The sequence below is a fragment of the Sphingosinicella soli genome (assembly GCF_014199685.1).
Lineage (GTDB): Bacteria > Pseudomonadota > Alphaproteobacteria > Sphingomonadales > Sphingomonadaceae > Sphingosinicella > Sphingosinicella soli.
Genome location: NZ_JACHNZ010000006.1, coordinates 1 through 23,396, shown reverse-complemented (window position 1 = coordinate 23,396; position 23,396 = coordinate 1). Strand labels below are relative to the sequence as shown.

The 23,396-nt window shown below is 65.8% G+C and carries 20 protein-coding genes; 6 read left to right on the top strand and 14 right to left on the bottom strand.

What is annotated here, in order from left to right:
• Nucleotides 1–3: 3 nt before the first annotated feature.
• The 4 genes from GGQ98_RS03730 to lepB form a co-directional block, all read right to left on the bottom strand.
• A complete protein-coding gene (locus tag GGQ98_RS03730) occupies nt 4–1,209 on the bottom strand; it encodes an alpha/beta hydrolase (protein WP_184065304.1) in 1,206 nt (401 codons plus the stop codon).
• A gap of 106 nt (nt 1,210–1,315) precedes the next feature.
• Nucleotides 1,316–2,215 carry a GTPase Era gene (era, locus tag GGQ98_RS03725; protein ID WP_184065301.1) on the bottom strand — a complete coding sequence of 300 codons (900 nt, stop codon included), beginning with the start codon at nt 2,213–2,215 and terminating at the stop codon, nt 1,316–1,318.
• Complete coding sequence (rnc, locus tag GGQ98_RS03720; protein WP_184065299.1) at nt 2,212–2,874, bottom strand: ribonuclease III; 663 nt, start codon at nt 2,872–2,874, stop codon at nt 2,212–2,214. The genes era and rnc overlap by 4 nt, the downstream gene beginning before the upstream one ends.
• Nucleotides 2,874–3,641 carry a signal peptidase I gene (gene lepB, locus GGQ98_RS03715; RefSeq protein ID WP_243451684.1) on the bottom strand — a complete coding sequence of 256 codons (768 nt, stop codon included), beginning with the start codon at nt 3,639–3,641 and terminating at the stop codon, nt 2,874–2,876. The genes rnc and lepB overlap by 1 nt, the downstream gene beginning before the upstream one ends.
• Nucleotides 3,642–3,778: 137 nt before the next feature.
• Here lepB and pgi point away from each other — a divergent pair, with 137 nt between their 5' ends.
• Nucleotides 3,779–5,311: a glucose-6-phosphate isomerase gene (pgi, locus tag GGQ98_RS03710; protein ID WP_184065297.1), complete on the top strand. Its 1,533-nt coding sequence runs from the start codon at nt 3,779–3,781 to the stop codon at nt 5,309–5,311.
• Nucleotides 5,312–5,365: 54 nt separating this feature from the next.
• Here the strand turns inward: pgi and GGQ98_RS03705 are convergent, their stop codons facing one another.
• Entirely contained in the window at nt 5,366–6,661 is a 1,296-nt protein-coding gene (locus GGQ98_RS03705) for a PLP-dependent transferase (protein WP_184065295.1), read from the bottom strand.
• A gap of 137 nt (nt 6,662–6,798) precedes the next feature.
• Between GGQ98_RS03705 and typA the strand changes: the two genes are divergently transcribed.
• On the top strand, nt 6,799–8,625 hold the full coding sequence (gene typA, locus GGQ98_RS03700; protein WP_184065293.1) for a translational GTPase TypA: 1,827 nt from the start codon (nt 6,799–6,801) through the stop codon (nt 8,623–8,625).
• Nucleotides 8,626–8,705: 80 nt separating this feature from the next.
• On the opposite strand, the gene GGQ98_RS03695 is transcribed toward typA, so the two are convergent.
• From GGQ98_RS03695 to GGQ98_RS03680, 4 genes are all read right to left on the bottom strand, one after another.
• Nucleotides 8,706–11,411, bottom strand: a complete 2,706-nt coding sequence (locus tag GGQ98_RS03695; RefSeq protein WP_184065291.1) for a TonB-dependent receptor domain-containing protein — start codon at nt 11,409–11,411, stop codon at nt 8,706–8,708.
• Nucleotides 11,412–11,687: 276 nt separating this feature from the next.
• Complete coding sequence (locus GGQ98_RS03690) at nt 11,688–13,037, bottom strand: serine hydrolase domain-containing protein (protein WP_184065289.1); 1,350 nt, start codon at nt 13,035–13,037, stop codon at nt 11,688–11,690.
• Nucleotides 13,038–13,159: 122 nt separating this feature from the next.
• The gene (locus tag GGQ98_RS03685; protein ID WP_184065286.1) at nt 13,160–13,372 is read right to left on the bottom strand and encodes a hypothetical protein; all 213 of its coding nucleotides are present in this window, start codon (nt 13,370–13,372) and stop codon (nt 13,160–13,162) included.
• Nucleotides 13,373–13,551: 179 nt separating this feature from the next.
• Nucleotides 13,552–14,094 (bottom strand): PAS domain-containing protein, encoded by a 543-nt coding sequence (locus tag GGQ98_RS03680; protein ID WP_184065283.1) that lies wholly within the window; start codon nt 14,092–14,094, stop codon nt 13,552–13,554.
• Nucleotides 14,095–14,178: 84 nt separating this feature from the next.
• Here GGQ98_RS03680 and GGQ98_RS03675 point away from each other — a divergent pair, with 84 nt between their 5' ends.
• Complete coding sequence (locus GGQ98_RS03675; protein WP_341534124.1) at nt 14,179–14,685, top strand: prolyl-tRNA synthetase associated domain-containing protein; 507 nt, start codon at nt 14,179–14,181, stop codon at nt 14,683–14,685.
• The gene (fghA, locus tag GGQ98_RS03670; RefSeq protein WP_184065280.1) at nt 14,682–15,521 is read left to right on the top strand and encodes an S-formylglutathione hydrolase; all 840 of its coding nucleotides are present in this window, start codon (nt 14,682–14,684) and stop codon (nt 15,519–15,521) included. The genes GGQ98_RS03675 and fghA overlap by 4 nt, the downstream gene beginning before the upstream one ends.
• Nucleotide 15,522: 1 nt before the next feature.
• Here fghA and GGQ98_RS03665 read toward each other — a convergent pair whose 3' ends face one another.
• The 5 genes from GGQ98_RS03665 to hutI are packed head-to-tail and all read right to left on the bottom strand — an operon-like array spanning nt 15,523 to nt 21,212.
• The gene (locus GGQ98_RS03665) at nt 15,523–16,011 is read right to left on the bottom strand and encodes a flavin reductase family protein (RefSeq protein ID WP_184065277.1); all 489 of its coding nucleotides are present in this window, start codon (nt 16,009–16,011) and stop codon (nt 15,523–15,525) included.
• Between the two features lie 53 nt (nt 16,012–16,064).
• Complete coding sequence (gene hutU / locus GGQ98_RS03660) at nt 16,065–17,720, bottom strand: urocanate hydratase (protein WP_184065273.1); 1,656 nt, start codon at nt 17,718–17,720, stop codon at nt 16,065–16,067.
• Nucleotides 17,717–18,520: an N-formylglutamate deformylase gene (gene hutG / locus GGQ98_RS03655; RefSeq protein ID WP_184065480.1), complete on the bottom strand. Its 804-nt coding sequence runs from the start codon at nt 18,518–18,520 to the stop codon at nt 17,717–17,719. The genes hutU and hutG overlap by 4 nt, the downstream gene beginning before the upstream one ends.
• 8 nt (nt 18,521–18,528) lie before the next feature.
• Nucleotides 18,529–20,034 (bottom strand): histidine ammonia-lyase, encoded by a 1,506-nt coding sequence (gene hutH / locus GGQ98_RS03650; protein WP_184065270.1) that lies wholly within the window; start codon nt 20,032–20,034, stop codon nt 18,529–18,531.
• A complete protein-coding gene (gene hutI / locus GGQ98_RS03645; protein ID WP_424141344.1) occupies nt 20,031–21,212 on the bottom strand; it encodes an imidazolonepropionase in 1,182 nt (393 codons plus the stop codon). The genes hutH and hutI overlap by 4 nt, the downstream gene beginning before the upstream one ends.
• Before the next feature lie 56 nt (nt 21,213–21,268).
• Here hutI and GGQ98_RS03640 point away from each other — a divergent pair, with 56 nt between their 5' ends.
• Together GGQ98_RS03640 and GGQ98_RS03635 are read left to right on the top strand one after the other, a co-directional pair.
• Complete coding sequence (locus tag GGQ98_RS03640; RefSeq protein ID WP_184065477.1) at nt 21,269–22,618, top strand: formimidoylglutamate deiminase; 1,350 nt, start codon at nt 21,269–21,271, stop codon at nt 22,616–22,618.
• Nucleotides 22,615–23,268, top strand: coding sequence for a UTRA domain-containing protein (locus tag GGQ98_RS03635; protein WP_184065264.1), 654 nt, complete (start codon nt 22,615–22,617; stop codon nt 23,266–23,268). The genes GGQ98_RS03640 and GGQ98_RS03635 overlap by 4 nt, the downstream gene beginning before the upstream one ends.
• Nucleotides 23,269–23,396: the final 128 nt, after the last annotated feature.

Sequence of the window (23,396 nt, the reverse complement as noted above, 5' to 3'; positions counted from 1 at the left end):
AGGTCAGGGCTTTTTCGCTTGAAGACCGGCAACGAGTTTCCCGAATTCCCGTGCCGATTCTCCGGCGGCGCGGTCGGCCTCCTGCGTGACGGCGGTTTGCTGGAGGAAGCCGTGCGGGAGGGCCGAATATTCGAGATAGACGGTGTGGACGCCCGCCTTTTTCAAGGCCTCTGCGTACGCGCGGTCTGAATCCCTCAGCGGGTCGAAACCGGCCGCAGCCACGAGCGTAGGCGGCATGATCGTGAAATTGTCGGCCAGAATCGGCGAAATTTCGGGCTGCGCCAGATCCATGCCCGGAAACACGCGCTGGTGGACGTAGTTCGTGAAAGGTTCGTCGAGGCCGAAACCGTTCCAGAACAAGCGTGCGGAGTCATAATGCTCGCGCATGACGGGCACGCTGCGATTGTCCACGGCTGCGTAGTAGAGCAACTGACACGCGGGCTTCGGTTTTCCGGCCTTGTGAACGCGGGCGGTGACAACGACCGACATATTGCCGCCCGCGCTGTCTCCGCCGACGCAAATGCGGGACGCATCGGCGTTCAGCCGGGCCGCGTTCTCCAGTGCCCAGTAATAGGCGTCCTCGGCGTCGTTCCACGATCCGGGGTAGGGGCTTTCCGGCGCAAGGCGATAGTCGGTCGAGATGATCATGACCTTTGCTTCGTCCGCCAGCCGCCGCATGGCGCGGTCGACCGCCTCGATATTGCCGAACAGCCAGCCGCCGCCGTGGTAATAGACCAGAACCGGAAGCGGCCCTTCCGCTTTCGGTCGGTAGATGCGGACAGGAATGGGCTTGCCGTCCCTTGCCGTGACCGTTTCGTCCGTTGTCGCGAGTTCGGGCCCCGGTTTGGTGCGGCGGATCCAGCGCTGGTTTGCGTCCTCCCGGGTTTCGAGAGCACTTTGCGGCGCATCGAACGGGTCCGACTCCGGCTTTTCGGGCAGCGTTTTTGCGGCTTCGGCCTCTTTTTCGGCTGCGATCTGCCCTTGATGGAAAAGATACTGCATTCGAAGATCGAGTGTCTGGCCGTCGAGCACGATGCGCTTGCCGCCGACCTGTTCCAGCACCCAGCTGTCGGGCTTGGCGGCAAGATCGGCGATTTCCTGATCTTCAGGGTGCGGCGCACTTGCCGGGTCGGGCGAAGGCGTATGCCCGTCGCATGCCGAAACCGCGAGGGCGAAAACTGAAATGGTGCACAGGTGTTTGCGGAACAACTTGGCCTCCCTTGTAAGCCTGCCGATCGTGGCAGGCGCACGCCGGGGAGCAACGCTCGATGCGGGCAATTCTTCGTCTAAACGGGTAATGGCGCGTGTCGCGGCGTCAATCTACCCAGCCCAGCCCCATGTCACGGTATGTCTCCCGGTCGTCCGCCCAGTCCGGTTTCACCTTCACGTTCAGGAACAGGTGCACGCGACGATCGAGAACCGTTTCCAGTTCGGCGCGGGAGGCGGAGCCGATGGCGCGGATGCGGGTGCCGCCCTTGCCGAGCACGATGGCTTTCTGCGTATCGCGCTGGACGAGGATCTGCTGGTGGATTTTCACGGAGCCGTTTTTCTGCTCCTCCCACAGCTCGGTCTCCACGGTGGAGGCGTAGGGAAGTTCCTCGTGGAGCTGGCGATAGAGCTGTTCGCGCGTGATTTCGGCGGCGAGAAGCCGCGTCGTGATGTTGGAGACCTGGTCCTCCGGGAAGTGCCAGGGGCCTTCGGGAAGCGCGGCGGAGAGCGTGCGGCGAAGGTCGTCGATACCATCGTTGGTGACGGCGGAGACCATCAGCGTTTCGGCGAAGTCGACGCGGCGGTTCGATTCCGCCGCGATGGGCAGCAGGCGCTCCTTCGCGGCGATGTCGATCTTGGTGATGGCGAGCATCTTGGGTTCGGGCCGGTTCGCGAGCACTTCGAGGATCGCGTCCGCCTCATCCGAAATCGCGCGCTTGCCGTCGATGACGAGGAGCACGATATCCGCGCCCGCCGTCCCTTCCCACGCGGCATGCACCATCGCGCGGTCAAGGCGGCGTTTGGGCTGAAAGATGCCCGGCGTGTCGACGAGGAGGATCTGCGTCTGGCCTTCGATCGCAAGGCCCATCAGGCGCGTGCGCGTCGTCTGCACCTTGGGGCTGACGATCGCGACCTTCTGGCCGACGAGCGCGTTGACGAGGCTCGACTTGCCTGCATTGGGCGCGCCGACAACGGCAACCACGCCGCAAAAGGTTTTTTCGCTCATTCACCCGTCTCCCGCGCGAGCAGTGCGATTGCCGCCTGTTTCTCCGCTTCCTGTTTGCTCGAACCGTCCGCATCTGCCGGCGCATAGCCGCGCACCGTGACACGAACGCGGAAGCTCGGCGCATGATCCGGGCCGGAGCGCTCGACGACCTCGTAAACGGGGATCGGCAGGCGCTGACCCTGCGCCCATTCCTGCAGCGCGGACTTGGGATCGCGCGGCGCGGTGCTGCGCCGATCGACGTGCGCTGCCCACTGGGCGCGGATAAAGGCTTCGGCGACGGGAAGCCCGCCATCGACATAGAGCGCGCCGATCAGCGCCTCGCAGATATCGCCGAGGACGTTGTCGGACCGGTGAACGCCCGCCTGGCGCGCGGCGGGCTCCATGCGGATGATCGCGGGTACGCCGATGGCGCGCGCGACCTCTGCGCAGGTGCCCTTGTCGACAAGCGCGGCAAAACGGCGGGCAAGTTCGCCCTCCGTCTCGTCGAAGCGATGATAGAGCCAGGCCGCGACGACGCAGCCGAGCACGCGGTCGCCGAGAAATTCCAGACGTTCGTAGTTGCGCTTGCGCCCGCCGCCGTGCGTGAGCGCGCTTTCAAGCAGCTTCGGATCGGCGAATTCGTGGCCGAGCGCCTTCAGTGCCCATGCGGCGCTCTCCATCAGAAGAGGCGCCCGATACGCTCCCAACGCGCGGCCGATACCCAGGTCCAAGGCAACAGCCAGCTGGCCGAACCGTCGGTCGAGAAGAACATGATCTCGGCGCGGCCGACGAAGTTTTCCGCAGGCACGAAGCTGACGCCGCCCTCGGCGATGCTGAAGCGGCTGTCGGAGCTGTTGTCGCGATTGTCGCCCATCATGAAGTAGTGGCCCTCGGGCACGACGAACGGCGCCGTATCGTCGCCGGGGCTCGCGGGGTCGCTGTCGAGCACGAAATAGGTGCGGCCGCCGGGCAGCGTCTCTTCATAGCGCAGGTAGCGGCACATGCGTTCGCCACTTTCATCGACGAACACTTCACCCTTCAGGCAGGCCATGTTCGGGCTCTGCGGCACGACGAAATCGGCAACGCGGCGCTTCGGCACGGCATCGCCGTTGAGGTAAAGCGCGCCGCCGCGCATCTGAACGATGTCGCCGGGAAGGCCGATCACGCGCTTGATGAAATCCGTGCGGTTGTCGCTCGGCGTCTTGAAGACCGCGACGTCGCCGCGCTCCGGCGCGCTGCCCGCGATACGGCCTTCGAAGATCGGCGGGCCCATCGGGAAAGAGTAGCGGCTGTAGCCATACGGCCATTTCGCGACGAACAGATAATCGCCGACGTACAGACGCGGGAGCATCGATTCGGACGGAATGTTGAACGGTTCGTAGCCGAACGAGCGCAGGAACAGCGCGATCAGCACCGCCCCGACGATGGTTCTGAGGCCTTCCTTCATCGAGCCGAGCATCTGCTCACCGCGCGCCTGATGGACTGCGCGGGAGGCATCGTTAGAAGGGTCTGCGGTTTCGGGATCGGTCACAGGGCGGCACTATTGGCCCCGGTCCGGGGTGTCAAGCAAGGAGCGGAGTGCGGATGGACGAGCGAAGCACGGCCTGGGCGGCGGTTGCAGAGGCAGCGCGCGAGGTTCCCACGCTGGCGGGCCTGTTCGGTGCGGACACGGGACGGGCGGGGCGGCTGTCGGTGGACGTTGCGGGACTGCATCTCGACGTTTCGAAGACGCATCTCTCTCCGGGCGCGGAGGCCGGACTTGCGGGACTGCTGGGCGCATCGGGCTTCGAATCGGTTCGCGCCGCGCTGTTTTCGGGCGCGGCCGTGAACCCCAGCGAAGGGCGTGCGGCGACACATGCGGCGGAGCGGGGCTCGGGGAGCGGGCAGGCGGTTGCGGGGGCTGACACCGCGCGCGCGATGACGCAGCGGCTGGTGGAGCGCGTCGCGGCCGGAGCGTTCGGCGAGATCCGGCACATCCTCCACATCGGCATCGGCGGATCCGCGCTCGGGCCCGCGCTGCTCGTCGATGCGCTCGGCGAGGGGCGATACGATACGCACATCATCTCCAACATCGACGGCGTCGCGCTGGAGCGCGCGATGCGCGCCTGCGACCCTGCGCGGACGCTGGTGGTGGTCGTATCGAAGACATTCACGACGATCGAGACGATGACGAACGCCGAGAGCGCGCGCGACTGGATCGGCGGCACGGCGCGATTCGTGGCGGTGACGGCGGCGCCGGAGAAAGCGGTGGCGTGGGGCATCCTCAAGGAAAACGTGCTCGGTTTCGCCGAAAGCGTCGGCGGGCGGTATTCGCTCTGGTCGGCGGTCGGCGTGACGGCGGCGCTGACGCTCGGCTGGCCGGCGTTCGAGGCGCTGCTGGCGGGCGCGCGCGCCATGGACCGGCACTTCGAGACCGCGCCCATGGAGGCGAATGCGCCGGTGCTGGCGGCGATGGTGGATGTGCTCTACGCGGCGTTCCTCGGCGCTGAAACGCGCGCGGTATTTGCTTATGACGAACGGCTTAGGCTGCTGCCGTCGTTCCTCCAGCAGCTTGAAATGGAGAGCAACGGCAAGCGCGTGGACCGCGAGGGCGGAGCGCTCACGCATCCCAGCGCGGCGATCACCTGGGGCGGCACCGGTACGGACGCGCAGCACGCGGTGTTCCAGCTGCTGCATCAGGGCACGCATCTGGTGCCGGCCGAGTTCGTGATGGTGAAGACGCCGGGGCACGGGCTCGGCGCGGCGCATCATCGCCAGCTTCTGGTGAATGCGATCGCGCAGGGTGCGGCGCTTATGCGCGGGCGGACGATGGAGGAGGCGCTGGCGCTCTCCGGCGGTGACGCAGCGCTCGCAGCGGCGAAGACGTTTCCGGGGAACCGGCCTTCGAGCGCGATCGTGCTGGAACGGCTCGATCCGCATACGCTTGGTGCGCTTGTCGCCTTCTATGAGCACCGCACGTTCACGGCGGCGGTGATGCTCGGCATCAATCCGTTCGACCAGTGGGGGGTGGAACTGGGCAAGGAGATGGCGCACGCGGCGCTGGGTGACGGCGCGGGGGCGGGGTTCGATGCGTCGAGCCGGGCGCTTCTGGCGCGGGCCCTCACCAACTTCGCCTAGGCCTTTGGCCAAGGCTTCGTATCCTCTCCCGCGAGCGGGAGAGGATAGGGTGGGTCAGGCGCCTGCGGCGGCGAGCGCCTGTTCGATGTCGGCGATGATGTCGTCGATGTGTTCGAGGCCGATCGACAGGCGGACGTAGCCGGGGGAGACGCCGGTGGCGATCTGGTCGGCTTCGGAGAGCTGCGAGTGCGTCGTCGAGGCCGGGTGGATCGCGAGGCTGCGCGCGTCGCCGATGTTGGCGACGTGGTAAAGCAATTTCAGGTTGTCGATGAAGGCGCGGCCTGCCTCGCGGCCGCCTTCAAGCTCGAAGCCGAGCAGACCGCCGTACCCGCCCGAGAGATACTTGTCGGCGCGGGCGCGGGCTTCGCTATCCTGCGCGGACGGGTGAACGACCTTGGTGATCCCCTTGCGGTTCTTCAGATAATCCGCGACCGCCTGCGCGTTGCTGCAGTGCCGGGGCATCCGGAGCGGCAGGGTTTCGAGGCCCTGCAGCAGCTGGAAGGCGTTCATCGGCGATAGCGCCGCGCCGAGATCGCGCAGCAGCACGGTGCGGGCGCGCAGGATGTAGGCGATGGGGCCGAGCGGCTTCACCGCCTGCGTCCAGACAGCGCCGTGGTAGCTCGGGTCCGCCGTGTTGAGCGTCGGGCTGCGTTCCGGCTTTGCTTCCCAGTCGAAATTGCCGCCGTCGACGATCAGGCCGCCGATCGAGGTGCCGTGGCCGCCGATGTACTTGGTCGCCGAATAGACGACGATGGTGGCACCGTGATCGAACGGGCGCGCGAGCAGCGGCGCGGCGGTGTTGTCCACGATGAGCGGGATGCCGAGCGCGCGGCCGAGCGCGGCGACCTCGCCGATCGGAAACACGCGCAGCTTCGGGTTTGGTAGCGTCTCGGCGTACCAGGCGCGGGTGCGATCGTCGCTGGCACGCACGAAGGCCTGCGGATCGGCGGGATCGACGAAGCGGACCTCGATGCCCTGATCCTTCAGGGTGTTCGCGAACAGGTTCCAGGTTCCGCCGTAAAGGTCTGTAGAACTGACGATATTCTCGCCGGCGCGGGCGAGGTTCTGGATCGCCAGCGCCGAGGCCGCCTGACCCGACGCGACCGCGAGCGCCGCCACGCCGCCCTCGATCGCGGCGATGCGCTGTTCGAGGATGTCGGTCGTGGGGTTCATGATGCGCGTGTAGATGTTGCCCAGCTCGGACAGCGCGAACAGGTTCGCGGCGTGCTCGGTATTTTTGAACTGGTACGAGGTCGTCTGGTAGATCGGAGGAGCGACCACGCCCGTCGTCGGGTCCGCGCGCCAGCCGGCGTGAAGCGCCAGCGTTTCGGGGTGCAGGCTGTTGGTCACGGCTTATCCTCCTTGTTGGTTTTGAAGCTCTAATCGGGTGACGGGGCCTTCGCCAAGAGGTGACACGCCTTGCTGCGATGCAGCAGGTGATGTATGCGCGCGCCAAATCCGTTTCCTCGAATCTGAAAGAGACCCCCATGGGCCTTCGCAACGTGGCAATCATCGCCCACGTCGACCACGGCAAGACAACGCTTGTGGATCAGCTGTTCCGCCAGTCCGGCACGTTCCGCGACAACCAGCGCGTCGAAGAGCGCGCGATGGACTCGAACGACCTCGAAAAAGAGCGCGGCATCACGATTCTCGCGAAGTGCACCTCTGTCGAATGGATTCACGGCGGCGAGACGACACGCATCAACATCGTCGATACGCCGGGCCACGCCGACTTCGGCGGCGAGGTGGAGCGAATCCTCTCGATGGTCGACGGCGTCATCCTGCTCGTCGACGCCGCCGAGGGGCCGATGCCGCAGACCAAGTTCGTGACCGGCAAGGCGCTGGCGCTCGGCCTGCGTCCCATCGTCGTGGTGAACAAGGTCGACCGTTCGGACGCGCGCGCCGACGAGGTGCTCGATGAAGTGTTCGAGCTGTTCATGGCGCTTGACGCCTCCGACGAGCAGCTCGATTTTCCGGCGCTGTTCGCCAGCGGACGCGGCGGCTATGCGGGACTTTCGGCGGATGTACGCTCGGGCGACCTGACGCCGCTGTTCGAGAAGATCGTCGAGCATGTGCCGTCGCCGGACGCCGATCCGGCGGGGCCGTTCGCCATGCTGGCGACGCTGCTCGACCGCGACAACTTCCTCGGCCGTATCCTCACCGGCCGCATCACCAGCGGCAAACTTTCCGCCAACATGCCGATCCGCGCGCTCGACCCCGAAGGCAAGGTCGTCGAGGAAGGCCGCGCCAGCAAGGTGTTCGCGTTCCGCGGCCTTGAGCGCGTGCCGGTGGAAAGCGCCGAGGCGGGCGACATCGTCGCCATCGCGGGACTTTCGACCGCGACCGTGGCCAACACCATCGCCGAGCCTTCGGTGACGACGGCGCTTCCCGCGCAGCCGATCGATCCGCCGACGCTCGCCATGACCTTCGCCGTCAACGACAGCCCGTTCGCGGGCCGCGAGGGCAGCAAGGTGACGAGCCGTATGATCCGCGAGCGGTTGTTTCGCGAATCGGAAGGCAATGTCGCCATCCGCGTCACCGAAAGCGCCGACAAGGACAGTTTCGAAGTCGCCGGACGCGGCGAGCTTCAGCTTGGCGTGCTCATCGAAACGATGCGCCGCGAAGGTTTCGAACTCGGCATCTCCCGTCCGCGCGTTCTCTTCAAGGAAGGCGCGAAGGGGCGTGAGGAGCCGTACGAAACCGTCGTTATCGACGTCGACGGCGAGCATTCGGGTACGGTCGTCGAGAAGATGGCGCTGCGCAAGGGCGAGATGACCGACATGCGCCCGTCGGGCGGCGGCAAGACGCGGCTGACTTTCATCGCGCCGTCGCGCGGGCTCATCGGCTATCACGGCGAGTTCCTGTCCGACACGCGCGGCACCGGCATCATGAACCGCCTGTTCGACAGCTACGGGCCGCACAAGGGCCAGATCACCGGCCGCCAGAACGGCGTGCTGATCTCGATGGAGCAGGGCGAAGCGGTCGCCTACGCGCTGAACGCGCTGGAAGACCGGGGCATCCTGTTCATCTCGCCGGGCGAGCCGCTGTATCAGGGCATGGTGATCGGCGAGAACGCCAAGCCGCAGGATCTGGAGGTCAACCCGCTGAAATCCAAGCAGCTGACCAACTTCCGCGCTTCGGGCAAAGACGACGCCATCCGCCTGACGCCGCCCAAGCGCATGACGCTGGAACAGGCCATCGCCTACATCGACGACGACGAACTGGTGGAAGTGACGCCGAAGTCCATCCGCATCCGCAAGCGCTACCTCGACCCGCACGAGCGCAAGCGCGAGTCGCGCAAAGCCGCCGCCTGAGGGTTTCCCGGCAAACGCAAAGAAAAAGGGCAGGCGATCAATTCGCCTGCCCTTTTCGATTCAGCTCAGAACTGGTCAGCTCAGAACTGGAACCTGACGCCGACGTTATAGATGCGGCCGATCGTGTCGTAGAGCGAGCGCGTCGTGCCGTAGCCGCCTACGCCCGTGATCGGCGGATTCTGATCGAGCAGGTTCTGGATACTGCCGAACAGGGCGACCGTGCTCTCGCCGCGCTCGATGATCGCGTATTCGCCGGAGATGTCGAAATACAGACGCCCCTTCACGCGGAGAACATCGAGATCCTTCGACGTGAAGCTCGGGTCGATCCTGCCGCCGCCGACATACCGCCCGGTGACGCTTAGGCGCGCCTGATCGGTGATGTAGCTCGCGCTTGTGTTGAAGCGCCAGCGCGGGTTTCCGCCGAGCGCCGCAATGGTCGGCTGGTTGACCGCGTCATGAAGTTCGCTCGCCGTGATGCCGTCGTCGATGACCGCCTTGTCGATGTAGGTCGCGAGCGCGCGGAGATTGATGTCCCCTGCGCCGAGCGGGAAGCGGTACGAGGATTCGAAATCGATGCCGCGGACCTGGACGCGCTGAAGGTTCACCGGCCCGTTCAGAACGCGGGTGATCCTGCCGTCGCCGCCGCGCGTGATGAGCGAGCAAAGCTGCGGCGCGGTCGTGTAGCACTGATCGACAATCGTGGCCGGGGTAAGCGCGATGATCGCGTTCTTCATTTTGATATCATAGTAATCGACCGAGAACTTGAAGCCCGGAAGGAAGTCCGGCGTCAGCACGATACCTGCCGTGAGCGTATCGGCCTTTTCGGGGGTCAGCGTCGGGTTGCCGGTGTTGGCGGCCTGGACCGAATAGCTCTCGCCGCCGAATTCCGGATCCTGCACGCTGAGCGTGCTGGTCGAGCCTGCAGCGAACAATTCCTCCAATCCCGGCGCGCGGATGTCGCGTGAGCGGGTTGCGCGCAGCCGGATGGAGTCGTTGATCGCATAATTGACGCCCGCCTTCCAGGTTTCGACCGTGCCCGACGTGCTGTAATCCGTGATGCGGCCCGCGAGGTTGAGGCTGAGATCGCGTGCCCAGCTTTCCCCGCTTGCCAGCGGCACGAGAATCTCGCCGAAGACTTCCTTGACCTCGATCTTGCCGGAGTAGGGAATGGTGCCGCCGCCGAGATAGCCCTGGACCTGGGAAATCGGATCGGACGTCGTATCGACCTTCCAGCTCCGGTATTCCGCACCGACGGCGACGCCGACCGGACCTGCCCATGTGGAGAAGGGCTCGCCGCGAACGGTGCCGGCGACGATGTTCTGCTTGATGTCCCATTCGCGGCGCGACATGCCGTTGATGTAGTTGAGCGCCGCATCCGTGACGTTGCCTTCACCGATCAGGTTGATCGGAACGCAGCCGTTGCCGGGATTCGTGAGCGTGGACCGACACGCGGCCGCTCCGGTGTTCGGATCGGTGACGGCATCGAGCGCAAGGGCGAACCGCGATGTGACGCGCTGTTCCAGATGGAGGACGTTCTTGGTGCGTCCGTGGCTGTAATAGGCGTCCCACTTCCACGAATCGCCGAAGCTGCCTTCCGCGCCGAACACGGCTTGCAGCGTGTCGATATCCATATCGATGTCGCCGCGGGCATAGTCGTTGAGACTGCGGCCCATGACGAAGCTCGGGATCCCCTCCGAAATCATCACATCACGGACGGACTCGGGAATGAAGGGGTTGTCGGCGCGGATCGTGAGCTGTTCGGTGCGAGACAGCGTGGGGAAGCGCGACTGGATCTTCGAATAATTGATTTCCGCGAAGATTTTCAGCGAGTCGGTTGCGTCGAAGGTGAGGCGTCCGAATGCCGCATAACGCTCGGAAGGGACGGAACCGACATTGTCGGCTGTGGCGTTGACGCCGTCGCCGCCGACCATCGAGGACGTCGTCACGAGCGACCCGTAGTTGAACGGAATCGCCGACCCGTCCGGTGCGAACTGCAGCCCGCGCAGTGCGCCCGGCGAGTTGATGACGCCGCCGTAGGCGACGTTTGCGGCCTTGGCGCCCATGACGACCAGATTGCGCGGCTCATCATTCGTTGCGGTCCATGCCGGGTTTGCGATGCGGGACGGGTTGTTCCCCCAATCGCGGTCTCCGATGAAATCGATGCCGCTGTTCTGCGCGGCCTCGACGGCAACGGTAAGCCGGATACGGTTGTCGGCGAAGTTCGTGCCGTAGGCGACCGAGGCGAGATAGTTGCGGTAGTCGTTATGATCGGTGATGCCGCCCTGCACCTTGCCCTTCAGGCCCTGAAATTCGTCGTCGATGAGGAAATTGACGACGCCGGCCACGGCGTCGGAGCCGTAAGCCGCCGACGCGCCGCCGGTCACGATGTCGATGCCGCGCACCAGCGTCTGGGGAATGGAGCTTACGTTGACACCGCCGCTCGGCGTGTTGGGTGAATAGCGGCGGCCGTCGATCAGAACCTGCGTGCGGAGATAGCCGAGGCCGCGCAGATCGATGTAGTTGCCTGCGGCGAGACTGCTGAGATTGCCGGTGCTCGCGGGGGTCAGCGAGGCGCGGACGGCGGGCATCTGGTTGACGACGTTGGAGATGTCCGGCGCGTTGACGCGCAGCAAATCTTCCGTGCCGATGGCCGTGACCGGCGTAGGGGCATCAAATCCGCTGCGTGCAAGGAGCGAGCCGGTGACGACGATCTCCTCGTCGATCGTTCTGGCGGGAGGCGTGCCGGAAGACTGGGCAAACGCAGGCGAGATTGCGCACAAAGTCATTGCTGCGCCTGCGAAACAAACAGCCTTGTGGCGGCGCGCGCTTTTCAAATTATGGCGGTGTTCAAGTGAATTGGTAAACATGATTGCCCCTTTTTGAATTTTGCGTTGCAGTATAATTGCAGTGAAAATGAAGCCTGCCATGTATCAAGACGTGGCATGGTCATAACCCGTAGTTATGCTTTCCTGCATTTATGCTTGATGCGCGCGGGCACGACGACGCCCCCGAACGAAGTGTTCGAAGGCGCCGGCCTATCTATTCCCGGCAACAGGCAGGTTTTAGTTGCCGGTGACTTTCTTGAAGGGAATGGCACGGACCCGTTCTGTGCCGAGCGTGAACCCGCCGTCGGGCAAGAACGTGAGAATGGTGCCGTTCGCGCGGAACGTGCCGTCGGACGAACGCTCGAACGTCTCGGATTTTCCGGCTTTTGCGTAGGGGGAGGTGACTGCTGCGGTCAGTTCCTTCCCGTCGATCGACACGTCATAGGTGGCCTGAAGCTCATCGGAATAATAACGGCCGTTGAGAGGCTTGTTTTCATCCGTCAGTATGGCGCCCTCGACGAGTTCTATAACGGCGTCGGCGCGTTCGGAGGGATCCCAGTCGCTGCGGTTGCAGAAGACGGCGACGCCGAGTCGGCGCTCCGGCAATCGGGCGTACTGGTTCCTGAACGCTTCTGCGCCGCCGCCGTGCTGCACGAAATATTGCCCGCGCCGCTCTCCGACCATGAGACCGCCCGCGTAGGCCTGCTTGCTCGGCTTGCGAAGCGCGGGCTCACCGTTGGTGAACGTGCCGGGCGCCAGCATGATGGCCTTGACCTGCGGGGTCCAGACCTTGTGGCCGACCTCCAGATCGTGATCGAACTTCGCAAGATCGTTGATCGTGACCATCAACCCGCCCGATCCGCTGATCGTGGGATAGGTATCGCGAATTTCGAAGGTATCGCCCTTCGGCTTGTATCCATGCGCGATCTTGCCCTTCGTCGGACCTGCGCCGTTCATGAACATGCTGTTCTTCATGCCGAGCGGTTCGAGCACGGTTTTCGTGACATATGTGCTGAACGGCATCCCCGATACGCGTTCGATGATCTCCGCGAGCAGCAGATAACCGCCGTTCGAGTACGTGAAATCGGTGCCCGGCGTGAAATTGGTGCCCTGTTGACGAAACAACAGACTGAGGACATCGGCCTTTTTGGCCTGCGAGAAATCCGAAGCGCCTGCCCAGCTTGAAAGCGCGAGCCAATCCCGGATGCCTGACGTGTGGTGGATCAGCATCTCCGCGGTGACGGGCACTTCATATTGCGGCAGTTCGGGCAGATATTTCCGGATATCGTCCTGAAGGCCCATCTTGCCTTGCACGGCAAGCGTGGCGGCGGCGAGCACGGTGAACTGCTTGGAAACCGAAGCCGCATAGATGAGCGTGTCGCCGTCGAGCGGCCGCGCGTTTTCGACATCCGCCATGCCGGCGGCGGTGACGAAGAGGGTTTTCCCCGCTTTGAATGCGCCCGCAACGCAGCCCGGCGCGCTCGCCGCGCGCGGATCGGCGATCAGCTTTCGAACGGCTTCAACGTCGACCGCCTGAGCAGGCGATGAAACAATGGCAAGGCTGAGAATGGCAATCGGCAGTTTCATGGGCGGCCCCCTCCAGAGCGCTGTCGCGGCGGGGCGACAGACCTTGCTAGGGAAGGCCGATCAGGCTGTGTTCACAATAGAAAATCTGCACTGTGCGCTATAACCTGCGGTTATGCCGACGCTTACGCGGCAGCGCGCGCGGTGAAATCCGTGAGATAATCGGCGCCGCCGGTCTGCTGAAGCGGCAGGGCGGTCGCGCAGAAGGCGCATTCGGCGGAGCTGCGGCCGACATACCAGTTGGTGTGCCCGCAGCCGGGGCAGCAATTGACCTTCGACGGGCGATACACAAGCCGGTAGCCCTGCTTCGTGCCGTCATAGGCGCGCGTGTCGAGCATGGTTCTCGTCCTTTCAGCCCGGCGCCGAACAAGGGCGCCTCGCCGAAGCAACACGCAAGCAGAATGCCAGTTCCCTCTATCGCGGAAATTAGCCGTTGCGTGGATTCAAAGCCGCTACATGGCCCGGATTTTCGACCCGGCTGTGCCGTAACGAGACAGGCGCGGACACCGATTACCCGTCAAGGTTCCACGGTCAGAAGGTGGATGTCGTCCGGCTGCGGGATAAGCACGCCGTACCATTCCAGAAACTTGCCCTGGCTGTCTCGCACGGCCGCGCCTGTTGCGCCGAAGGTCACATATGCCTTGCCCGGCGCGCGGATCCGCATCGTGGCGCCGCGTGCCACGCCGGTCTGAACCGCCAATGCAAGGGCGTCTTTCACCTGCGCGACATCGTCCGGGTGCGTGAATGTCTGCCATCCGCCTTCGAGCGCATCTTCAGGCGGACAGCCGGTAAGGCGCGTGAAACTGCCGTTGATATAGGTGACTTCCCCCTTCGCATTGCACGCGAAGATAACGCAGGGAACCGTATCGACGATCGATTCGAAGCGCTGCTTGATGATCTGCAGGCATTCGATTTCGGCGCGCAGGCGGCGCAGTTCGATATCCTTGCGCGCAAGCGCGGCTTCGGAGCGGACGCGAATGTGGTCCAGCGCGCTGAGCGCGAAGTCCGGCTCCTCGACGCCGGACGACGTGTTCCTGGAGAAATCGGTTTCGCGGTCCACGTGCCTGTCCTCGCATCATTCTGCGCGAACATTCTGGCACGAGAGGGTTAATGCGTTGTATGCGCCAGACGAAAGGGGATTGGTGTGGCATCAAGGGAACTGGATCTGCACGGGGCGCTCGCCGGGCTGGGCATATCCTTCACGGTGCATGAGCACGAAGCGGTGTTCACCGTCGCCGAGAGCGACGACCTGCACCGCCGGATCGCGGGGGCGCACACGAAGAACCTGTTCCTGAAGGACGAAGCGGGGGTGTTCTTCCTCGTCACCATTCCGGCCGAAGCGCGGGCGAACCTGAAGGCGCTGCCCGCCGTGCTCGGTTCGCGGCGGCTCAGCTTCGGCAAGGCGGACGACATGGAGCGCCTGCTCGGCATCACGCCCGGATCGGTGACGCCTCTCGCGGCTTTCAACGATACGGCGCGCGCGGTGACGGTGGCGCTCGACGCGGGGCTGGCGGGGGCGGAGGCGGTGAACGTCCACCCCTTGCGCAACACCGCCACGGTCGGCATGTCCGGTCCCGACCTGGTGCGTGCGCTCATCGCGTGGGGCCACGCGCCGATCATCGCCCGCATTCCCGTTCTGGAGGACAAATGACCATCGAGACCGTTTCGACGAACCGCAGCTTCGGCGGCACGCAGGGCGTTTACCGGCACGCATCCGCGCAAACCGGCACGCCGATGGTGTTCAGCGTGTTCGTGCCCGACCATGCGCCGGGCGCGAAGCTGCCGGTGGTGTGGTATCTCTCGGGCCTGACCTGCACGCACGCCAATGTGACCGAGAAGGGCGAATTCCGGCGCGCGTGCGCGGAACTCGGCCTGATCTTCGTAGCGCCGGACACGAGCCCGCGCGGCGACGAGGTGCCCGACGATGAGGCGTATGACTTCGGCAAGGGCGCGGGCTTCTATGTCGATGCGACCGAGGCGCCGTGGGCGGCGAACTTCCGGATGCGCAGCTACATCGAAACCGAACTGCCGGAGATCGTGGCGGCGAATTTCCCGGCGGACATGGCGCGGCAGGGCATCATGGGCCATTCGATGGGCGGGCACGGCGCGCTGACCATCAGCCTTCGCAATCCCGGCCGGTTCCGCGCGACGTCAGCGTTTGCGCCGATCGTCAGCCCGCTCAATTGCCCGTGGGGCGAGAAGGCGCTCGGCGGTTATCTGGGCGCGGACCGCTCGGCGTGGCGGCAGTACGATGCCTGCGCGCTGATCGAGGACGGCGCGCGCGTGCCGGACCTGCTGGTGGATCAGGGCGGGGCGGACAATTTCCTGAAGGACCAGTTGAAGCCCGAACTGCTTGAGGCTGCCTGCGCGAAAGCCGGCATCCCGCTGACGCTGGGGATGCGCGAGGGCTATGACCACAGCTATTATTTCATCTCGACCTTCATGGAGCCGCACCTGCGCTGGCACCATGAACGGCTGACGCGATAGGTCAGGCCGGAACGCGCGTGTAGCGGCCGTCCACGTAAACCAGCGGATCGACGACATCGCCGACGATCGCGGACTCCACGCGGCCGATGACGATGGTGTGCGTGCCATAAGCGAACAGGCCGTCCTGCTTGCAGACGACGTTCGCCTGCGCGCCGCCGAGGAGCGGGATGCCGCCGGGTCCGTCCTGCCAGTCGCCGCAGGCGAAGCGTTCCTCGCCCTTGGCGCCGCCGCCGCAGAGGCGCGAGATGTCTTCCTGATCGGCGGAAAGCACATTGATCGCGAAGTCCGCACCCGCCGCGAGCGGGGCGTGGATCGAGGCGGAACGGTTGACGCAGACGAGCATCGAGGGCGGGTCCATCGACATCGCCTCCACCGCTGTCGCGGCCATCAGGAAGCGCTCGCCCTCGTGGCGGCTGCTGATGACGCAGACCGTGGTGGCGAGGCGGCGCAGCGCCTGCTTGGTCGCGCCGACCAGATCGATTTCACCCAATGCGCTTCTCCCGCTTTTGCCGGGTGCCTATGGCACAGGAAGAAACGCTGCGTCTAGCCGATGGCGGGAAGATCGAGGCCGTGTTCGCGCGCGCAATCCAGCGCGATGTCGTAGCCCGCGTCGGCGTGGCGCATGACGCCGGTGGCGGGATCGTTCCAGAGCACGCGCTCGATGCGGCGCGCGGCGTCTTCGGTGCCGTCGCAAACGATGACCATGCCCGAATGCTGCGAATAGCCCATGCCGACGCCGCCGCCGTGGTGGAGCGACACCCAGGTGGCACCCGATGCGGTATTGAGGAGGGCGTTGAGCAGCGGCCAATCGGAGACCGCATCGGAGCCGTCGCGCATGGCTTCGGTCTCGCGGTTGGGGCTGGCGACCGAACCGGAATCTAGATGATCGCGGCCGATGACGACGGGGGCCTTGAGTTCACCCGAGGCGACCATTTCGTTGAAGGCGAGGCCGAGGCGGTGGCGATCGCCGAGCCCGACCCAGCAGATGCGCGCGGGCAGGCCCTGAAAACGGATGCGCGCGCGCGCCATGTCCAACCAGTTGTGGAGGTGCGGGTTGTCGGGGATGAGTTCCTTCACCTTCGCGTCGGTCTTGTAGATATCCTCCGGGTCGCCCGAGAGCGCGACCCAGCGGAACGGGCCGATGCCGCGGCAGAACAGGGGGCGGATGTAGGCGGGGACGAAGCCGGGCAAGGCGAAGGCATCCTCGACGCCCGCGTCCTTGGCGACCTGCCGGATGTTGTTGCCGTAATCGACCGTGGGAACGCCCGCTTTCTGGAAATCGAGCATGGCGCGGACGTGTTCGGCCATCGAGGCCTTCGCGGCCTCGGCGACGATTTCGGGGTTCTGTTCGCGCATGCCCAGCCAGCGTTCGAGGCTCCAGCCTGCGGGCAGGTATCCGTTCACCGGATCGTGCGCGGAGGTCTGATCGGTGAGGAGGTCGGGGCGCACGCCGCGCCGGTAGAGTTCAGGCAGCAGCTCTGCGGCGTTGCCGAGCAGGCCGACCGACACGGGCTTGGTGGCGGTGGTGACGATCTTGAGGGCTTCGTCGAGGCTTTCGGTGCTGTGATCGAGGTAGCCGGTGCGCAGGCGCATCTCGATGCGGCTCGGCTGGCATTCGATGGCCAGGCAGGAGGCGCCCGCCATCGTGGCGGCGAGCGGCTGCGCGCCGCCCATGCCGCCGAGCCCCGCCGTGAGCAGCCAGCGGCCCGAAAGATCGCCGCCATAATGCTGGCGGCCCATCTCCACGAACGTCTCGTAGGTGCCCTGCACGATGCCCTGCGTGCCGATGTAGATCCACGAGCCCGCCGTCATCTGGCCGTACATGGCGAGACCCTTGCGGTCGAGTTCGTTGAAATGCTCCCACGTCGCCCAGTGCGGCACGAGGTTCGAGTTGGCGATGAGCACGCGCGGCGCATCGGCGTGCGTGCGGAACACGCCGACGGGCTTGCCGGACTGGACGAGCAGCGTTTCGTCGCCTTCAAGGCGGCGCAGAGTCTCGACGATCTTGTCGTAGCTTTCCCAGTCGCGCGCAGCGCGGCCGATGCCGCCGTAGACGACCAGCTCCTCGGGGCGCTCGGCGACGTCCGGGTGCAGGTTGTTCATCAGCATGCGCAAGGGGGCCTCGGTGAGCCAGCTCTTGGCGCTGAGCACGGTGCCGGTGGCGGGGCGGATGACGCGGGTGGGGTCGGTGCGGGTCATGAGTGGCCTTTGGCGAAAGCGAGGGCGGCTTCCAGCACCTCGCGAAGCGTGGATTGAAGCGGCGCGGCGCGCGCGGGGTCGTAGTCGGCGGGCCAGTTTCCCCATGCGGTGACGGGCGGCTCCGCGAGATAGGTGCGCATCGCGAGTTCCATCTGGATCGCATGGATGCCCGCGCCGGGATCGCCGTAGTGGCGCGTCGTCCAGCCGCCCTTGAAGCGCCCGTCGAGGACATGCGTGCAGGGCGAGCGCTGGCAGGCGGCCATCACCGCTTCGGCGAGCGCGGGCGCGCAGGTCGTGCCGCCGTTGGTGCCGACATTGAGATCGGGGAGGTCGCCGGGGAACAGGCGGGGGACGTGGCCGCGAATGGCGTGGGCGTCGTAGACGATGACGCGGGCATGACGGCTTCGTAGGCGCGCGATCTCCCCGGCGAGTGCGCCATGATAGGGATCGAACCATGCGGTGCGTCGGCGCGCGGTCTCGGTGGCGTCCGGCTCCTGGCCGGGACGGTAGAAGGGCTCGCCGTCGAAGGTTTCGGTGGGACAAAGGCTGGTGGTGATCTGGCCCGGATAAAGTGAGACGCCCGCCGGGTCGCGGTTCACGTCGATGACGGTGCGCGACATGCCGGTGCGGATCGTCGTGGCGCCGAGATCGCGCGCGAAGGCATAGAGCGCATCTACCCACCAGTCGGTGTCCTTGAGCGCGAGCCAGGGCGAGCGCAGCGTCTGTTCGATTTCGAGCGGGATCGTCGTGCCCGTGTGCGGGAAGGCGATCACGAGCGGCGCGTCGCCCTGGTGGACCATCAGCCAGGTCACAGGACGGCAAGCTCCGTGAGGGCGGCCAGCGTGCCGGCGTTCACGATGCGGGTCGCCGCGACGATGTCCGGGTGGAAATGGCGGTCGTCCTCCAGCGTGGGCACGTCGCGCCTGAGCGCGGCGCGGGCCTGTTCGAGCACGGGACTGGAGGCGAGCGGCGCGTGGAAGTCGCATCCCTGCGCGGCGGCGAGATATTCGATGGCGAGCACCGAAGCGAGGTTCTCCGCCATCGGCAGCAAGCGGCGCGCGCCGTGCGCGGCCATCGAGACGTGGTCTTCCTGATTGGCGGACGTGGGGATCGAGTCGACGCTGGCCGGATAGGCGCGCTGCTTGTTTTCCGAGACCAGCGCGGCGGCTGTCACCTGCGGGATCATGAAGCCCGAATTGATGCCGGGGTGCGGCGTGAGGAAGGCGGGGAGGCCGGAGAGCGCCGGATCGACCAGCATGGCGACGCGGCGTTCGGCGATGGAGCCGATCTCGCAGAGCGCCAGCGCGATGATGTCCGCCGCGAAGGCGACCGGCTCGGCGTGGAAGTTGCCGCCTGAAAGCGCTTCGTCGGTATCCGCGAATATCAGCGGATTGTCGGAGACGCCGTTTGCCTCGTCGACCAATGTTTCGGCCGCCTGTCGCAGAATGCCGAGCGCCGCGCCCATCACCTGCGGCTGGCAGCGCAGGCAATAGGGATCCTGCACGCGCGCGTCGCCTTCTAGGTGCGAGGCGCGGATCGCCGAGCCCTGCATGAGCGTGCGCAGCGCGTCCGCCACATCGATCTGGCCGCGATGACGGCGCAGCGTGTGGATACGCGGATCGAACGGCGTATCGGAGCCTTTCGCGGCCTCCGTGGAGAGCGCGCCGGTGACGAGCGCGGTGCGCAGCAGGGTTTCGGCTTCGAACAGGCCCGCGAGCGCATAGGCAGTGGAGAATTGCGTGCCGTTGAGGAGGGCGAGGCCTTCCTTGGCGCCGAGCGTGAGCGGGGAAAGCCCCGCCTCGGCGAGCGCTGTCGCGGCGGGAACTTCATCAATTTCGCCGACGCCGATCATCGTGGCGGCCATGTGCGCCAGCGGGGCAAGATCGCCGCTTGCGCCGACGGAGCCCTGCGACGGGATCGTGGGCATCAGGTCTTTCGCCAGCATGGCTTCGATCAGGCGCACGGTCGCGGTGGAGACGCCCGAGGCGCCGTGGCCGAAGCTGGCCAGCTTCAGCGTCATCATCAGGCGCACGACCGCGCGCGGCATCGGTGCACCGACACCGGCGGCATGGCTGAGTACGATGTTGCGCTGGAGCGTGGCGAGATCGTCATCGCCGATGCGCACCGAGGCGAGTTTTCCGAAGCCGGTGTTGATGCCGTAGACGGGATTGCCGCGCGCGACGATACGCGCGACAGACTCTACGCTTGCTTCGATCGCCGGGAAGGCGGCGTCGTCGAGCGCTGCTGTTTCGCCGCGATAGATGGCGCGAAGCTCCGTGTAGCGGATTGCGCCGGGGATGAGCGTGATCGTCACTGTCCTCTCCAGATGCGCGCATGGAGAGGGTTCAATCCCATGCGGTAAACAAGCTCGGCAGGCTGCCCGATGTCCCAGATCGCGAGGTCGCAAGCCTTTCCGGGCGCAAGCGTGCCGATATCGCTGCGGCCGAGCGCGCGCGCCGCCTCGCGCGTGAAGCCGGCGATGCATTCCTCGACCGTGAGGCGGAACAGTGTCGCCGCCATGTTCATCGCAAGCAGCGGCGAGGTGAGCGGCGAGGTGCCGGGGTTGCAGTCCGTCGCGAGGGCGATCGGCACGCCGTTCGCGCGCAGCGCGGCGACGGGCGGGCGCTTTTCCTCGCGCGTGAAATAGAAAGCACCGGGAAGCAGCACGGCGACGGTGCCCGATGCCGCCATCGCGGCGACGCCCGCCGTGTCCAGATATTCAAGGTGATCGGCGGAGAGCGCGCCGTGGCGGGCGGCAAGGGCCGCGCCGCCGAGATCGGAAAGCTGCTCGGCGTGGAGTTTCACGGGAAGGCAGAGCGCGCGGGCAGCTTCGAACACACGCGCGACCTGATCGGGCGAGAAGCCGATGCCCTCGCAGAACGCATCGACCGCATCGACGAGCCCTTCTGCGGCGAGTGCGAGCAGCATCACGTCGCAGACGTGCGCGATATAGGCGTCCTGGCCCGCGAATTCAGGCGGCAGTGCGTGCGCACCAAGGAAGGTGGTGGTGACAGCCACGCGGCGTTCTTCGCCGAGGCGGCGTGCGGCGCGGAGCTGCTTGCGCTCGCTCTCAAGCGACAGGCCGTAGCCGGACTTGATTTCGATCGTCGTCACGCCCTCGGCGAGGAGTGCATCGAGGCGGGGCAGGGAGGCTGCAACAAGGTCGTCCTCGCTCGCCGCGCGCGTCGCCTTCATCGTCGACACGATGCCGCCGCCCGCGCGGGCAATCTCTTCATAGGATGCGCCCTGCAGACGAAGCTCGAACTCGCGCGCCCGGTTTCCGGCGTAGACGAGGTGCGTGTGGCAATCGACGAGGCCCGGCGAGATCCAACGGCCTTCGCAATCGATCGTCTCTGCCGCTTCCGGCGCGCCTGCGCGCGGACCTGCATACGTGATGACACCGTTTTCGCACGCCACGACGCCGTCCTCGACGATGCCGAGATCAGGCCCTTCGAGCGTCATGAGTCTTGCGTTGTGCCAGAGGCGATTCATGCGTGCCATTCTCCGCGCGATCGGTTATTATGTCTAGACATAATATCGAGGTGACGATGCAAAGGCTCTGGTTCACGCAGGCAAGACTGGACGGCGGCTGGGCAAAGGACGTGCGGATCACACTGTCGCGCGGGATGATCCAAGGCGTCGAGACGGGGGTTGCGGCGGCGGCCGGGGACGAACGCCACGACATTGCGATCCCGGGGCTCTGCAACGTCCACAGCCACGGTTTCCAGCGCGGCATGGCGGGACTTTCGGAACGGCGCGGCAGGCCGGACGACGATTTCTGGTCATGGCGCGAGGTGATGTACCGCTTCCTCGACCGCATGACGCCCGATGACATCGCCGCGATCACGGCGCTTGCCTATACCGAGATGCTGGAAAGCGGCTACACGCGCGTCGGCGAGTTTCACTACCTGCACAACGATGTGAGCGGCGATCGCTACGCGGACCCTGCGGAAACCGCGGGCAGCATCGTCTCGGCAGCGGCGGAAACCGGCATCGGGCTGACGCTGCTTCCCGTGTTCTACGCGCACGCCGATTTCGGCGGGGCGCCGTCCGCGCCGGGGCAGCGACGGTTCATCAGCGACATCGATGGTTTTGCCCGGCTGATGGAGGCGAGCCGCGCGAAGCTGCGCGACGGCGACGTGATCGGCATCGCGCCGCATTCGCTGCGGGCGGTGACACCCGAAGAACTCGCCGCGATCCTGCCGCTGGCGGCGGGCGGGCCTGTCCATATCCATGCCGCCGAACAGACGAAAGAGGTGGACGCCTGCCTTGCATGGTCCGGCGCGCGGCCTGTCGAGTGGCTGCTCGACAATGCGGGCGTGGATGAGCGCTGGTGCCTGATCCACGCGACACACATTGACGACGCCGAAGTGATGGGGCTCGCGGCGTCGGGCGCCGTCGCCGGTCTTTGCCCGGTGACGGAAGCGAATCTGGGCGACGGCGTGTTTCCGGCGGAGGCCTATCTCCGCCTCGACGGACGCATCGGCACCGGCACGGACTCCAACATTCTCGTCGATGCGGCGGGCGAGCTGCGCATGATCGAATACAGTCAGCGGCTTCACTGCCGCCGCCGCAACATCCTCGGCAGCGAGGCCGAGGCGTCGGTCGGCGAGCGGCTGTTCGGCGGCGCACTTGCAGGCGGGGCGCAGGCGCTGGGCGTGAAGTGCGGACTTACTGCGGGTATGCCCGCCGATATTGTTGCGCTCAGCGCTTGCCATCCGTCGCTCGCCGCAAGAAAAAGCGACATGATTCTCGACAGCTGGATTTTCGCGGGCGGGGCGGGCTGTGTCGACACGGTGTGGGCGGGCGGCGTGCGGCAGGTCCAAAACGGTCGCCATATCGCGCGGGACGCGGCCGAGGTGCGCTATGCTGCGGCGCTGGAGCGTCTGATCGCGTGAAACCGGGCGAGCGTATCCGCGCGGAGATCGAGGGACGCATCCGTTCGGGCGAATGGCAACCGGGGCACCGCATTCCCTTCGAGCACGAACTCGTCCGCGCCCACGGCTGCTCGCGCGCCACGGTGAGCAAGGCGCTGGAGATGCTGGCGCGGGCAGGGCTGATCGAGCGGCGGCGCAAGGCCGGATCGTTCGTCGCGCACCCGCGCGTGCATTCGGCGGTTCTGGAAGTGCCGGACCTCGCGAAAGTCGTCGCCGAGCGCGGCCTTGCCTATCGCTGGCAGCGGCTGAAATGCGAGTTGCAGGACGGCAGCGTCGTCATCACCGGGCTCCACCACGCGGGTGATGAGCCCTATTGCATCGAGCAACGCGAAATCTCGCTCGCCGCCGTGCCCGAGGCCGAAACCCAGACGTTCGCGGAAGAAGCGCCCGGCACATGGCTGTTGAAGCGGGTGCCGTGGAGCGAGGCGCGGCACCGCATCAGCGCAGTGATGCCCACCGCCGCCGAAGCCCGCCTGCTCGGCATCCCGCGCACCGCCTGCCTGCGCATCGAACGCTGGACATGGCGCGGCGGAGACCCCGTGACGAGCGTATCACAACTCTTCCCCGGCGACCGCCACGACCTCATCGCGGATTTCGCGCCGAGCGTTTGAATTCAGGTTCGGGAGAGGAGAATGGTGGATGCACTAGGTGTTTAGTCCCTCGTTTTGATGGTGCGGTTCTCTGATAAACCGTTTTGGCTGCTCGGACCATATTTTGCAGACATATTCATATGGGGTGA

Excerpts from the sequence above, each read along its gene's own strand:
- era (WP_184065301.1), bottom strand. The coding sequence starts at position 2,215 with ATGAGCGAAAAAACCTTTTGCGGCGTGGTTGCCGTTGTCGGCGCGCCC.
- rnc (WP_184065299.1), bottom strand. The coding sequence starts at position 2,874 with ATGGAGAGCGCCGCATGGGCACTGAAGGCGCTCGGCCACGAATTCGCC.
- lepB (WP_243451684.1), bottom strand. The coding sequence starts at position 3,641 with ATGAAGGAAGGCCTCAGAACCATCGTCGGGGCGGTGCTGATCGCGCTG.
- pgi (WP_184065297.1), top strand. The coding sequence starts at position 3,779 with ATGGACGAGCGAAGCACGGCCTGGGCGGCGGTTGCAGAGGCAGCGCGC.
- typA (WP_184065293.1), top strand. The coding sequence starts at position 6,799 with ATGGGCCTTCGCAACGTGGCAATCATCGCCCACGTCGACCACGGCAAG.
- GGQ98_RS03695 (WP_184065291.1), bottom strand. The coding sequence starts at position 11,411 with ATGACTTTGTGCGCAATCTCGCCTGCGTTTGCCCAGTCTTCCGGCACG.
- GGQ98_RS03690 (WP_184065289.1), bottom strand. The coding sequence starts at position 13,037 with ATGAAACTGCCGATTGCCATTCTCAGCCTTGCCATTGTTTCATCGCCT.
- GGQ98_RS03685 (WP_184065286.1), bottom strand. The coding sequence starts at position 13,372 with ATGCTCGACACGCGCGCCTATGACGGCACGAAGCAGGGCTACCGGCTT.
- fghA (WP_184065280.1), top strand. The coding sequence starts at position 14,682 with ATGACCATCGAGACCGTTTCGACGAACCGCAGCTTCGGCGGCACGCAG.
- hutU (WP_184065273.1), bottom strand. The coding sequence starts at position 17,720 with ATGACCCGCACCGACCCCACCCGCGTCATCCGCCCCGCCACCGGCACC.
- hutG (WP_184065480.1), bottom strand. The coding sequence starts at position 18,520 with ATGGTCCACCAGGGCGACGCGCCGCTCGTGATCGCCTTCCCGCACACG.
- hutI (WP_424141344.1), bottom strand. The coding sequence starts at position 21,212 with ATGAATCGCCTCTGGCACAACGCAAGACTCATGACGCTCGAAGGGCCT.
- GGQ98_RS03640 (WP_184065477.1), top strand. The coding sequence starts at position 21,269 with ATGCAAAGGCTCTGGTTCACGCAGGCAAGACTGGACGGCGGCTGGGCA.